Annotated in this window: 11 protein-coding genes; 4 read left to right on the forward strand and 7 right to left on the reverse strand. The window is 62.2% G+C overall.

The window, feature by feature from the left end:
* Positions 1 to 112 precede the first annotated feature (112 nt).
* Positions 113 to 1,477 carry a TAXI family TRAP transporter solute-binding subunit gene (locus ABKS89_RS24035; protein WP_348587330.1) on the forward strand — a complete coding sequence of 455 codons (1,365 nt, stop codon included), beginning with the start codon at positions 113 to 115 and terminating at the stop codon, positions 1,475 to 1,477.
* Positions 1,478 to 1,592: 115 nt separating this feature from the next.
* On the forward strand, positions 1,593 to 2,600 hold the full coding sequence (yejK, locus tag ABKS89_RS24040) for a nucleoid-associated protein YejK (protein ID WP_138216162.1): 1,008 nt from the start codon (positions 1,593 to 1,595) through the stop codon (positions 2,598 to 2,600).
* A 174-nt stretch (positions 2,601 to 2,774) separates the two neighbouring features.
* On the opposite strand, the gene ABKS89_RS24045 is transcribed toward yejK, so the two are convergent.
* Positions 2,775 to 4,646, reverse strand: a complete 1,872-nt coding sequence (locus ABKS89_RS24045) for a sulfatase-like hydrolase/transferase (RefSeq protein ID WP_348587331.1) — start codon at positions 4,644 to 4,646, stop codon at positions 2,775 to 2,777.
* Positions 4,647 to 5,643: 997 nt separating this feature from the next.
* Here ABKS89_RS24045 and ABKS89_RS24050 point away from each other — a divergent pair.
* Positions 5,644 to 6,387, forward strand: a complete 744-nt coding sequence (locus ABKS89_RS24050; RefSeq protein ID WP_348587332.1) for a DUF4344 domain-containing metallopeptidase — start codon at positions 5,644 to 5,646, stop codon at positions 6,385 to 6,387.
* Here ABKS89_RS24050 and ABKS89_RS24055 read toward each other — a convergent pair.
* The 4 genes from ABKS89_RS24055 to ABKS89_RS24070 form a co-directional block, all read right to left on the reverse strand.
* Positions 6,368 to 7,303, reverse strand: coding sequence for a glutathione S-transferase family protein (locus ABKS89_RS24055; protein WP_348587334.1), 936 nt, complete (start codon positions 7,301 to 7,303; stop codon positions 6,368 to 6,370). The genes ABKS89_RS24050 and ABKS89_RS24055 overlap by 20 nt on opposite strands.
* Positions 7,304 to 7,366: 63 nt before the next feature.
* Positions 7,367 to 7,672 (reverse strand): GIY-YIG nuclease family protein, encoded by a 306-nt coding sequence (locus ABKS89_RS24060; RefSeq protein ID WP_045210634.1) that lies wholly within the window; start codon positions 7,670 to 7,672, stop codon positions 7,367 to 7,369.
* A complete protein-coding gene (locus ABKS89_RS24065; protein WP_192223974.1) occupies positions 7,669 to 8,370 on the reverse strand; it encodes a glutathione S-transferase C-terminal domain-containing protein in 702 nt (233 codons plus the stop codon). Before ABKS89_RS24065 ends, ABKS89_RS24060 begins: the two co-directional genes overlap by 4 nt.
* A gap of 73 nt (positions 8,371 to 8,443) precedes the next feature.
* Positions 8,444 to 8,926 carry a nuclear transport factor 2 family protein gene (locus ABKS89_RS24070; RefSeq protein ID WP_138216159.1) on the reverse strand — a complete coding sequence of 161 codons (483 nt, stop codon included), beginning with the start codon at positions 8,924 to 8,926 and terminating at the stop codon, positions 8,444 to 8,446.
* 123 nt (positions 8,927 to 9,049) lie between these two features.
* Here ABKS89_RS24070 and ABKS89_RS24075 point away from each other — a divergent pair, with 123 nt between their 5' ends.
* On the forward strand, positions 9,050 to 10,006 hold the full coding sequence (locus ABKS89_RS24075; protein ID WP_138216158.1) for a GlxA family transcriptional regulator: 957 nt from the start codon (positions 9,050 to 9,052) through the stop codon (positions 10,004 to 10,006).
* 128 nt (positions 10,007 to 10,134) lie between these two features.
* Here the strand turns inward: ABKS89_RS24075 and pcsA are convergent, their stop codons facing one another.
* Positions 10,135 to 10,851 carry a phosphatidylcholine synthase gene (gene pcsA / locus ABKS89_RS24080; protein WP_138216157.1) on the reverse strand — a complete coding sequence of 239 codons (717 nt, stop codon included), beginning with the start codon at positions 10,849 to 10,851 and terminating at the stop codon, positions 10,135 to 10,137.
* A gap of 245 nt (positions 10,852 to 11,096) precedes the next feature.
* Positions 11,097 to 11,873 carry an amino acid ABC transporter ATP-binding protein gene (locus tag ABKS89_RS24085; protein ID WP_024767156.1) on the reverse strand — a complete coding sequence of 259 codons (777 nt, stop codon included), beginning with the start codon at positions 11,871 to 11,873 and terminating at the stop codon, positions 11,097 to 11,099.
* Between the last annotated feature and the right edge of the window lie 4 nt (positions 11,874 to 11,877).

Here is an 11,877-nt window from a genome sequence, read left to right on the forward strand (position 1 = left end):
TTTCGAGGCTTGCGATGATAGCGGTTTGCGCCTTGCCGATGGCGGATTCGCCGGCCGCCGTCGCGCAGGCTGGCTATCTTTTCAGGACAGCACGTCGTCACAAGGACTCGCCATGCAACGCCTTCTGAACATGCTCAAGGACCTCGCCATCCTGGTGCGCGCCAACCTCTGGCTGGTGCCGGTGCTGGCTGCGCTGGTCGCCGCGGTCTTCTACTTCGTCGCGCCGCCGCCACCGATGAGCGCCACCCTGGCCACCGGCGCGCCGGGTGGCGGCTACGCGGTGTTCGGCCAACGGCTCAAGGAGGAGCTGGCCAAGCAGGGCTTCGACCTGCAGCTGGTACGCACCGCAGGTTCCCGCGACAACCTCGGCAAGCTGCTGGACGGCAAGAGCGGCGTGGACCTGGCGCTGGTGCAGAGCGGCCAGGAGCAACAGCTCGAACCCAAGCAACGCGCGCACCTGCAGACACTGGGTGCCGTGTTCCAGGAGCCGCTGTGGCTGTTCCAGCGCCGCGAGGCGAAGATCGACCGCCTGGCCGACCTGCTCGCCCTGCGCGTCGCCATCGGCGGTTCCGGCAGCGGCACCGAGGCGGTGACCGAGGCCATCCTCAAAGCCAACGAGATTCCCACCGATCCCCTGCCCGCCGGCTGGCAGGCCCACGGCGGCAACGCGGTGGCCAACCAGTTGCTGGCCGGCGAACTGGACGCCGCTTTCTTCGTCGGCCCGGCGGAGAACCCGCTGATCCAGCGCCTGGCGGCGAGCTCCGAGCTCAAGCTCACGGGCTTTCGCCGCGCCCATGCCTACGAGGCGCGGATTCCCTTCCTCAAGCGCGTGGAAGTCAGCGAGGGCCTGCTGAACCTGGCGCAGAACGTGCCGGACCAGGACCTTGCGACCCTCTCGCCGGTCGCCACCCTGGTGGTCAACGGCGATTTCCACCCGGCGCTCACCCCGCTGATCCTCGAGGCCGCGCGCGCGGTGATGAAGAGCGGCACCCTGCTCGACCCGGCCGGCGCCTTCCCCAGCGCCGAGCCACGCACCCTGGCCCTGCAGGAAGACGCCGAGCGTTACTACAAGAGCGGCCCGCCGCTGCTGCAACGCTTCCTGCCGTTCCGCATCGCTTCCCTGGCGGACCGCTACATCATCCTGCTGATCCCCTTCATCGCCATCCTCATCCCACTGCTCAAGTCCATTGGCCCGCTGTATCGCTGGCGCATCCGTGCGCGCATCTACCGCTGGTACCGCTACCTGCGCGAGATCGACCGGCGCCTGGACGAGCGCACCGGCAGCGCCGAGCTGAGCACCGAGATCGAACGCCTGGAGCAGCTGGAGGCCGAGCTGGCCAAGGTCGAGGTGCCGCTGTCCTACTACAACGAGCTGTATGAGCTGCACCTGCACCTGAACTATGTGATCCGCCGCCTGCGCCAGCTGCGCCGCAACCGCCGTGAGCGCGACGAAGGGCTGGTGCCGGCGGCGGACTGATCGGCGTCGCGCATCCCGGCGCCGGGTCGGGTAAACTCTGGCGTTTTCCAATCCGCCCGCCCCGCCGCCGCTTCGATGCGTGTGGCGCCGCCGGCACTGAACATCCGGGTCCGCCATGCCGATTCGTCACGCCATCGTCCACCTGATCGACAAGAAGCCCGACGGCAACCCCGCGACGCTGCACGCGCGCGACGCCGAGCTGGGCGACTCCCAGGCCATCGAGAACCTGATGGCCGACCTCAACGAGAGCTACAACGCCAAGCCGAACAAGGCCTGGGGCCTGTTCCAGAGCGAGTCCGGCGCCTACCCGTTCAGCGGCTGGCTGAGCGAGTACCTGGACAGCGGCAAGGACTTCGTCGCCTTCTCCAAGCAGGCGGTGGAGCACCTGAAGACGCTGATGGAGGAGTCCAACCTCTCCACCGGCGGCCACGTACTGTTCTGCCATTACCAGCAGGGCATGACCGACTACCTGTCCATCGCCCTGCTGCACCACAGCGAAGGCGTGGCGGTGACCGACGCGCTGGAAGTGACCCCTTCGCGCCACCTGGACCTGGGCCAGCTGCACATGGCCGCGCGGATCAACATCTCCGAGTGGCAGAACAACAAGACGTCCAAGCAGTACATCTCGTTCATCAAGGGCAAGGGCGGCAAGAAAGTCTCCGACTACTTCCGCGACTTCATCGGCTGCACCGAAGGCGTCGACGGCCCGAGCGAAACCCGCACCCTGCTCAAGGCCTTCAGCGACTTCGTGGAGAGCGAAGACCTGCCCGAAGAGCAGGCCCGCGAGAAGACCGACGTGCTGGTGGACTACGCCACCAGCCAGGCCAAGATCGGCGAGCCGATGGCCCTGGACGCGCTCTCCGAACTGATGGACGACCAGGCGCCACGCGCCTTCTACGACTACATCCGCAACAAGGACTACGGCCTGTCGCCGGAGATCCCGGCGGACAAGCGCACCCTCAACCAGTTCCGCCGCTTCACCGGCCGCGCCGAGGGGCTGTCGATCAGCTTCGAGGCGCACCTGCTGGGCAGCAAGGTGGAGTACGACGAGGCCCGCGACATGCTGATCATCCGCGGCCTGCCGACCCAGCTGCAGGACCAGCTCAAGCGCCGCAAGGACTAAATGCCTGCTACCACGGGAATGCCCCTGGAGAAATGGGCATCCCCAGTATGGGTCTCACCAGATACAGGTACAAAATCCCGGCATTACCAGTCGTATTGGGTGACGCCTGCCGTACAATGTCCAACGTCACCGACGCTCTCCCAAGACGTTGTACGGCGCCTGTCAACGACATCTTCAGCGATACTGAACACCCGCCGGCAGTGCCCCCGACTGCTGCTTCAAATGTTCACGCCACTCATTCATGAGCTCCGGCGCGACTTTACCGGAAATATCAAACTCCTCCTTGCGATCAGATAAAAGACTATATGTAAAAGTATTACCAGACTGAGTATCGACCCAGAACTTATATTGCTCACGCGATTTAGTATCTATCAAACCCAGCAGTTTTGCCTGTTGAAAATCTATATATCGACGACTGTACGGTGTTTGCAGCGCAGCCCCCATCCAGACATCTGGAACCTTCATACCAAGAGCCTGAAGCACTGTTGGTGCAATATCAATCTGCGAGATTACCTCGGAAGATCGAAGCAAAACCGGATCAGCCTTGCCAAAGGCAATCACTATAAAAGGAACTCGTAGAGACTCTTCCCAAACACCTCGAACATGGCCATACAAACCACGCTCCCCCAAAGACTCACCGTGATCCCCGGTAACGACCACCAGAGCGTCCTTAAGATATCCAAGCGCCTTTAATCTTTCCAATAAACTCCCAATAACTGCGTCAGCCTGGAGCACACCTCTATCGTAATAATTATTTGCTGATTCAACTGTACTCGTCGACCAGTCTCGAATCACCCCATAAGGGCGCCCGGGACCAAACTCTGGTGTCTCATCTAAACGCAGCCCAAGAAAATGCGCTGACATCAAGTGAAACTGAAACATTGTGGGAGTACCATCCCACTTCGGCTGAGCATTCAAACGATCAAGCAGGATCCGATCATCATTTATATAGCGACCTTTCTGGCTGGCACCATCAAAATAGCTATCCACCCGGCCATACATATTCGCCAATCCGTAGAAATTTGTATGATCACCAGACAGGACGAGGTTGACCTTGTACCCGTACTTTCTTACAACATCATATACGGAGAACGGGTGCTCCGCCTGGTTAGCTACAGTTTGAGAGCTTGCCAACCCACGTAAGCCACAAAATGACTCATTGCAAACTGCTACCGCTGATGTCGCCACACTCATGGCGCCTTCAGATCTGATGCGCTCCAAGCCCGGGGATGTCTTTCGGTTATACCCGAACAAGGAAAGATGGTCCGCACGCAATGCATCAACGACTATGAAAATAATGTTGCTCTTGTGCACACCTGCGCTGGGAACGTATGAAGTTCGAGCAGCATCGTGCTTGCTCTGCAACTCTGCCATGCGTAAAAGTCCAACATGATGACTCTGAGCCACCAGGTCACCCTGATTAGGAAAAAGGGCAAGGCTCAGTGGTTCTCCTTGAGCCCCCCACTCCCTGTTCTCGAAGGAAAGTGCATAAACCGAGAACAGACACAAAAGACTGGCAGCCACTACCCCACTAGTAATAGGTGACATACTCTCGCGAAATCTCAGAGCCCAATCATATTTTTTAAGATAAGAATATGCTGAACCCACAACAATCAAAGCAAACAAACTGGCGACACCGACCACCCAGTAAATACTTATATCCATCACCCTTAAAGTAGCTGCAGCCTGTGAAAAGTATATGGAAACGAGCTGCAACGAAGCTGGCCTTCCCCATAGCTTCACCCCGACGACAACGCCACTGTACAGAGCGACAAAACCGAAAAACACGCAACCGACTGCCAAAGATGACAACATTCGCCTCAGAGCCGTTTCAATTGGTAACAGGCTTATTAAAATGCGGACCCCCGCCAAGGCCATTGCAAACCAGGCGACCACGCGCACATGAACACCAAACACACTCAAAGGCGCATGTAGCCACTCAAAATACACCAAGAGAAAAAGCAGCGGAACCATCAGAAAAATAGCAGTCGAAATACCAAGCTGACGCACTATTTCCGGCCAACTTTTAGAAAAGGAAACGGACATTCTTGGCACACACCCCACAAGGCAGGTTAAATCTCTCTACCAGGTCACCCCTGGAGATAATCGTTCATACATCCGCCAAAATCTTTATTTGAGCCAATCCGGCCTCCTCCGCCCCTACTCCAACTCTGGCAAAGGCACAAAGGAGCCTTCCATTAAGTTAATCCCAATCATTATACAATCATCCTAATCAACAACCCTTCCATTTCCGCCTTTGCCCGTAGCGACACGCACCCACTGCCCAAGGAACGCGCTCTTACTACAAGAATAGCAGCAGCCAGAAGCCCACTTATCCTGTTCGCAACCTTGAGATTTTCTTTATTCCTGATAAAAAAGCAAATCCTATTATTCGAGTTTTCGGCGGTGCTCTCATTTCCCACACTCAACCAAAGCCACGGACGACCTCGGAAATTTTCCACCTTTTTATTTAGCTGGCTAAGCAATTAGTCACGAGGCGTTCTTTTACCCATTGACCTGCTTGAGGCGGGCCGCTCCTTCACGATGAACTATCAATTTCATTACTAGCAGCCAAAAGAGAGGAAGCGGCGGTTCGCCTCGGCGATCAAAGTGATCACCGGCAACCCTGTGCCGATTCATAAGCGCAGCATCAACGACAACAGGAATCGATTGCTACTAAGACCGGGAGTCTCTTCGTAGTAAATGAGCTGCTTCAGGGGTGGCTCAGATGTTTTATACACCTCAGCGATCAATCAAACAGGCATATAATCAAAGGCATACAGTAACCCCGTCGGTTCAACGCAGGTTGCCCCGCAACGGAATGCTAGAGTCAAAAGAACCGCCCCACTTCTTGGTGGCCGCTATGTCCGGCCCATTCCCAGCAAGAGCCGCAGACACACTCCCCGGGATCCTCCGGACACACCTCTCGTATCTCGCACTTCTGTTGCTGCTGTGCTTCAACTTCGCTGGCGCTGGCCCCCCGTCCGCCGCACTTACACCGAACGTCGCGCGCTTCGTGCTGGCCAATGCGGAGTTCAGCGTTATGCACGAGATGGGGCATGTGCTGATCGCCGAGTATGACCTTCCGGTGCTCGGGCGTGAGGAGGATGCGGCGGACCAGCTCGGCTTCATCCTGCTGTTCCACCTCTACGCCAGGTTGCCGCGCGACGAGGTCGACGCGCGCCTGCTGGACATCGCCGACTACTGGCGGCTGGAGTGGCAGACGCCCAAGCCGCCGCCGGACCAGGTGCTGGCGTGGGACAGCCACCCGCTGGACGAGCAGCGCTACTACAACATCGCCTGCCTGCTCTACGGCAGCGACATGGCGCGGCTGGACTGGCTGCCGTCGCTCACCGGCCTGCCCTACGAACGAGCGGTCTACTGCGACCAGGAATTCCGCCAGGCGAGCAAGGCGTTCGAATGGATCCGGCACACCCGGCGTACGTCCTCGATCCAGCACCACGCAGCCTGGCACCTGACCTGGGACACGCCTTCGATGAATCCGGCGGAAGCCGGGCCGCTGATCGCCCTGCTGCGCGACGGCGATCACCTGCAACTGATGGTCAACGAAGTCTTCCGCCTGTTCCACCCGCCGCGCCCGCTGAACCTGCGGCTGGTCAGCTGCGGCGCACCGGACGCCTGGTACAACAGCAACAGCGGGGAAATGGCGCTCTGCTACGAGCGCCTGCAGCACTTCCGCGAAATGGCCGAGAACCTGCCGCGCCTGCGTACGCCGGTGACGCGGCAGTGCCCCGGCCCGGCCGGACTCAGGCCGGGCGGATGCTGAAGCCGATACGCGGGAAGTGTACGTGGACGGTGCCGGCGCGTGGGTCTTCGCGGCGCAGGATCAGGCTCTCCAGCCCGGCGTGCAGCAGCTCGCCGTCCACCGGGTCGCAGCCGTAGTCGGTGGCGGCGATCACCACGCGCTGGCCGGCCTTGAAGCCGTTGGGATCGACGAAGGCCTCTTCCGGCAATGCCGCCGGCTGACTGTCACGGGCCAGGGCGATGGCCTCCTCGGCACTCATCTCGCTGGCGGCGCCATGGCCAAAGCCCAGGACGCGACCGAGCCAGGCCGCGACCGACGGATAATCGTCCACCAGTGGCGCGGTGACCGGCGTGCCCTTGAGGAACCAAAGGCAGTGGGCCAGGGCGAAATCGGCAATGGAGGGTTCGCCGAACAGGAAGTCGCCTTCCTCGCGGGACAGCTGTTCGTCGACGCGCGCCATGAAGGCAGGCCACTGGTGCTTGGCCTGCTCGGCCGGCAGCTTGCTGGCGGTGCCACCGCTGAACAGCTGGCTGCGGTCGGCGACGAAGGCCTGGAGGAACTGCGGCGGCAGCTTGCCGAAGCGCATGGCGATGGATTCGGGCTGGAACACCAGGCTGACGGCGTGCTGGAAGATCACCGAGTCGGCCCACAGGGCGAAGCTGGCCGAGGTGAATTCATGGCCTTCGGGGAACAGCGCGGGCACGGCCTTTTCCTGCTCCAGGCGGCGGGCGATCAGCGCGGTGTCGCAGTAGATGTCGGCGCCGACCTGCAGCACCGGGGTCTTGCGGTAGCCACCGGTGAGGGCCATGAGGTCCGGCTTGGGCATCAGCGGCGGGATGGTCACCGAGCGCCAGGACAGCTGCTTGAAGCCCAGCATCAGACGCGCCTTTTCGGCGAAGGGCGAAGTCGGGTAGTGGTGCAGGATCAGCTCGGACATGGTGGGCTCCAGCGGCCGGAAGGTGGTCCGGCAGCTTAACCCTTACGTAGGACGAGTCCTACCTCATCCCTCGGATGGGACGACATCCACGGCGCTGATGGTGAAGGGATTGGCCAGCACCAGGCGCTCCTTGGCTTTTTTGGTCAGCGCCTTGATTGCGCGCTCGCGGCGCAGGGCATCACCCTTGCCAGGACAGGCTTCGACATAGACCAGCGCCTGGGCCGGGCTGGAATGGAAGAAGCGCGCGCCCTTGCCGGTGCGATGGGTTTCGAAGCGCCGTTGCGCGTCGTCGCTGATGCCGCAGTACAGCGCGCCGTTCTCGGCGCGCACCAGGTAGACGAACCAGGGTTTGGGCTCGGCGACGGTCACGACGCCCAGACTCGTGCCTGCATGCGGTCGCAGTAGGCGACCAGGCGCTCGTAGCTGCGAGCCATGTCGTTGAGCGGGGTTTCCAGGGTGCTAAGAATCAGGTTGGCCAGCACGCCGTAGGTCGCCGCATCGGCGCTGCACGGCTGGGCGCCGCCGAAGTACGGCAGGTCGCCGAGCATGCCGTCCAAGGCTTCGAGGTCGTCGCGGGCGAAGCCAAGCAATTCCTCGCGGCTGTGGCGCAGCAGGCCGCGGCCCTTGAGGTCGCCGCGGATCTTGCGCTGCAGCATCGCGCCTACCACCGGCCGCAGCGGCCCGGGCACGCCGCGGAACATCACGTCCTTCACCTGGCGAAAGCCCTGCTCGTCGAGCCAGCGGAAGTACACCAGCAGCGGCACCAGGTGCTCGTCGCACAGGCGGGTGATCGACACCGCCCAGCCACGGCCACGGGCATCGAGGCCGGCGTCGAGGTCGAATTCGTAGTACTGCTGCAGCGTGCGCATGATGATCGCCGTGTCGGCGACGGCTTTGCCGTCCAGCGTAATGAACGGCAGCTTGCCCTTGGGCCCCTTTCGCGGGTCCATCACATGCTTGATCTGGTACTCCAGCCCGGCGAGGCGCAGGAAGGTCTCCAGCTTCAGGCAGAAGGGGCTGACGTTGGGTACGTTGAAGGCGGGCGGGAACTGGAAAAGTGTGATCATGGCGGCGTCCGGCTCTCAGTCGCCTGTCATTTAAGCCTATCCCGCCGCCACGGGCGAGCCCGAAAGCCCGCTATCAGGCCTTCCCCACCCGTTGTGCGCGGTACGCCGCAAGGCCTTTGGCGGCCTGGGCGCGGATCGCACCCTGCACCGGCGGCGCCCAGCCCAGCAGGGCGCCCTTGGCGCCGAGGGCCTGGCGCGCCCACTTCCAGAGGTCGAAGCTGTCCACGTGCTGACAGATCAATCCGTCGCGGAAGTGGAAATGTGCCTGGATGTGATTGATCACTTTCCGACCAGTCTGGGTGAAGGTGTAGGACGCCACCCAGCGTGCGGAACCGCGCGCCTCGTCAGCCTCGACGCCCTCATAGGTCAGCGAAAAGTCCTGCGCGCGCGCCGTGAGCATGCGCCACATGTCGCCCGCCTCGGCACCACGCAGATCGGTGAAGACCGGGTCGCTGAACTGCACATCGGCGCTGTAGCAGGCGGCCATGGCCTCACCGTCGCGGCGCTGGAAGGCCTGGTAGAAACGTTCGATCAGTTGAGCGTTGGGGTGCGCCATGGCAGGGCTCGTGTCAGGAGAGATGGCTCAGTATCAGCGGTGGATCGACTGGACACGATTGGCAATATCGACAACATTATGATCAATAGCGCCACTTCTATCGACAGAGCAAAGCGAGACGCCATGTTCAGGATAGCCCTGTTCGTCTGCCCGCAAACCCTGTGTTCCAGCCTTGGCCTGGCCATGGACAGTTTCCACCTCGCCAACCGCCTGGCCGGCGAGCGGCGTTTCGAAGTGCTGCGGGTCAGCGTCGACGGAGCGCCGGTAGCGTTACCCTTCGGCCGCGTGGAAGTGGAAGGCGGGCTCGACCTCGCCGCGCGCTGCGACCTGCTGCTGATTCCCGCCACCGGCGCGGATATCGACACCACCTTCGCTGCCAATCAGCCGCTGCTCGCCTGGTTGCGCCGCGCCCCCGCCAGCGTGCAGCTGGGCAGCCTGTGCAGCAGCGCCTTCCTGCTGGCTGAAGCCGGTGTGCTCGACGACCGCCGGGCCACCACGCACTGGGCGCTGGAAGCGGCCTTCCGCGAACGCTATCCCCAGGTGCGTCTGGACATCGACGCCCTGTGCACCGACGACCGCGGCCGGCTCTGCTCCGGCGGCGCGCAGGCCGGGTTGGACCTGTGCCTGTACCTGATCGAGCGCCATGCCGGCGCCGCACTGGCGCGGCGCGCGGCGGCGACCCTGGTGTTCGAGCACGGGCGCGGCCGCCAGCGGCGCTTCACCCCGCTGCTGCCCGACCCGCTGCCCGCAGGCTCGCCACTGGAGCCGCTGCTGGCCTGGCTGGAAGACAACTATGCGCAGCCCTTCGACCTCGCCAGCCTGGCGCAGCGCGTGCACTGCTCCACGCGCACGCTGCTGCGGCGCTTCCGCGAGCAGGTCGGGATGTCGCCGAACGATTACGTGCAACGCCTGCGCATCGCTTCGGCGCAGGAGGCACTGGGTGATCCGGGGCGTTCGCTGGAGCGCATCGCCAGCGATGTCGGCTACGCCGACCGGGCGAGCTTCGCGCGCTTGTTCAAGCAGGTGTGCGGGGAGACGCCGGGGGCTTTCCGGCAGCGGCTGATGGGGCGGCAGGCGTAAGACGTCTGGGCGGTGCAGGAGCGTAGGATGGAGCTTGCGATACCCATGCTGCTGGATGCATGGGTATCGACGGGTATCGCTTCGCTCCACACCATCCTACGTGGAAGCAAACCGCGGTTCCGGCTCGGTCAGTTGAACCACTCCATGGCCGTGCGCCACACGCAGACACCGACGAAGTAGGCCGAAGCCACGAACCACAAGCCGAGCAGCCAGGGCTGGTCCACCGGATGCTGGAGGATCAGCAGTGCGCTGCTGAGCATCCAGACGAAGGTCACGGCAATGTTCAGTGGCATGAACTGGCGTACGCGGAAGGGGTGCAGGAACTTCATGCGGGTCAGGGTCAGCGCGGCCAGCACCAGCACGGTGACGAAGCTCACCCAGGGGTTCAGGTCGAGCACGAAGAAGTACACCGCCACCACGTTCCAGGCGGCCGGGAAGCCGACGAAGTAGTTGTCCTTGCTCTTCATGTTGACGTTGCAGAAGCAGAACAGCGAGGACACCAGGATCACCCCCACCGCCAGCAACTCGGTATGCACCGGCAGCGGCACGTAGCGGTAGATGAAGATCGCGGGAATGAAGACGTAGGTGAGGTAGTCGATCACCAGGTCCAGGGTCGAGCCATCGAAGTGCGGCAGCACCGCCTTGACGTCGAACTTGCGCGCCAGGGTGCCGTCCAGACCGTCCACCAGCAAGGCCGCACCCAGCCAAAGCAGGCAGGCCTGAGGCTTGTTGTCGACCAGCGCGAGAAGCGCGAGCAGTGCGAGGATGACACCGCTAGAGGTCACCGCGTGGGCGCCCCAGGCCTTGGCTTTGCTGAGGTTCAATGGCGATAGGATCAGGTTCACGTCGGCTCTCTTCCTTTGGACGGCGGATGCAGGGGAGCTACCTGAAACGGTAGCCCATCCCTGGCAAACCACTGCACATGGGAACACCGATGGGGCGGCCGAGTTCAGCCGGTTTTCCCGATGCACACCTTGTTGCGGTGGAACCGGCAGCATACGCCGTTGCGGCGCCGGCTTGCCATCGGGGGAGACGAGCGTTGCAAGCGATCACCTGCCCCTCTCCCAAAGGAGAGGGGCAGGTTCGGATATCAGTGCAGGATCTGGCTGAGGAACAGCTTGGTGCGGTCCGACTGCGGGTTGTCGAAGAACTGGTCCGGCGGCGCCTGCTCGACGATCTCGCCCTTGTCCATGAAGATCACCCGGTTCGCCACGGTGCGGGCAAAGCCCATCTCGTGGGTCACGCAGAGCATCGTCATGCCGCTCTGCGCCAGGCCGATCATGGTGTCGAGCACTTCCTTGACCATTTCCGGGTCGAGCGCCGAAGTGGGTTCGTCGAACAGCATGATCTTCGGCTTCATGCACAGCGCACGGGCGATCGCCACCCGCTGCTGTTGCCCGCCGGAGAGCTGGCCGGGGAACTTGTTGGCCTGCTCCGGGATGCGCACGCGCTCCAGGTAATGCATGGCGACTTCCTCGGCCTGGCGCTTGGGCATCTTGCGCACCCACATGGGCGCCAGGATGCAGTTCTGCAGCACGGTCAGGTGCGGGAACAGATTAAAGTGCTGGAACACCATGCCGACTTCGCTGCGGATCGCCTCGATCTGCTTGAGGTCGTTGGTCAGCTCGGTGCCGTCGACCACGATGCTGCCCTGCTGGTGTTCCTCCAGACGGTTGATGCAGCGGATAGTGGTGGACTTGCCCGAGCCGGACGGCCCGCAGAGCACGATGCGCTCGCCCTGCTTGACCTCCAGGTTGATGTCCTTGAGTACGTGGAACTGGCCGTACCACTTGTTCACACCCTTCATGGTGATCATCACGTGATCGCCGATGGCCGGCTGTGCGGTCTTGTTGGTGGCTTCAGACATGATG

It is taken from the genome of Pseudomonas sp. LABIM340 (genome assembly GCF_040017195.2).
Classification (GTDB): Bacteria; Pseudomonadota; Gammaproteobacteria; order Pseudomonadales; family Pseudomonadaceae; genus Pseudomonas.

What these genes read in the sequence shown, in the direction of transcription:
- ABKS89_RS24035 (WP_348587330.1), top strand. Translation starts at nt 113, where the DNA reads ATGCAACGCCTTCTGAACATGCTCAAGGACCTCGCCATCCTGGTGCGC.
- yejK (WP_138216162.1), top strand. Translation starts at nt 1,593, where the DNA reads ATGCCGATTCGTCACGCCATCGTCCACCTGATCGACAAGAAGCCCGAC.
- ABKS89_RS24045 (WP_348587331.1), bottom strand. Translation starts at nt 4,646, where the DNA reads ATGTCCGTTTCCTTTTCTAAAAGTTGGCCGGAAATAGTGCGTCAGCTT.
- ABKS89_RS24050 (WP_348587332.1), top strand. Translation starts at nt 5,644, where the DNA reads ATGCACGAGATGGGGCATGTGCTGATCGCCGAGTATGACCTTCCGGTG.
- ABKS89_RS24055 (WP_348587334.1), bottom strand. Translation starts at nt 7,303, where the DNA reads ATGTCCGAGCTGATCCTGCACCACTACCCGACTTCGCCCTTCGCCGAA.
- ABKS89_RS24065 (WP_192223974.1), bottom strand. Translation starts at nt 8,370, where the DNA reads ATGATCACACTTTTCCAGTTCCCGCCCGCCTTCAACGTACCCAACGTC.
- ABKS89_RS24070 (WP_138216159.1), bottom strand. Translation starts at nt 8,926, where the DNA reads ATGGCGCACCCCAACGCTCAACTGATCGAACGTTTCTACCAGGCCTTC.
- ABKS89_RS24075 (WP_138216158.1), top strand. Translation starts at nt 9,050, where the DNA reads ATGTTCAGGATAGCCCTGTTCGTCTGCCCGCAAACCCTGTGTTCCAGC.
- ABKS89_RS24085 (WP_024767156.1), bottom strand. Translation starts at nt 11,873, where the DNA reads ATGTCTGAAGCCACCAACAAGACCGCACAGCCGGCCATCGGCGATCAC.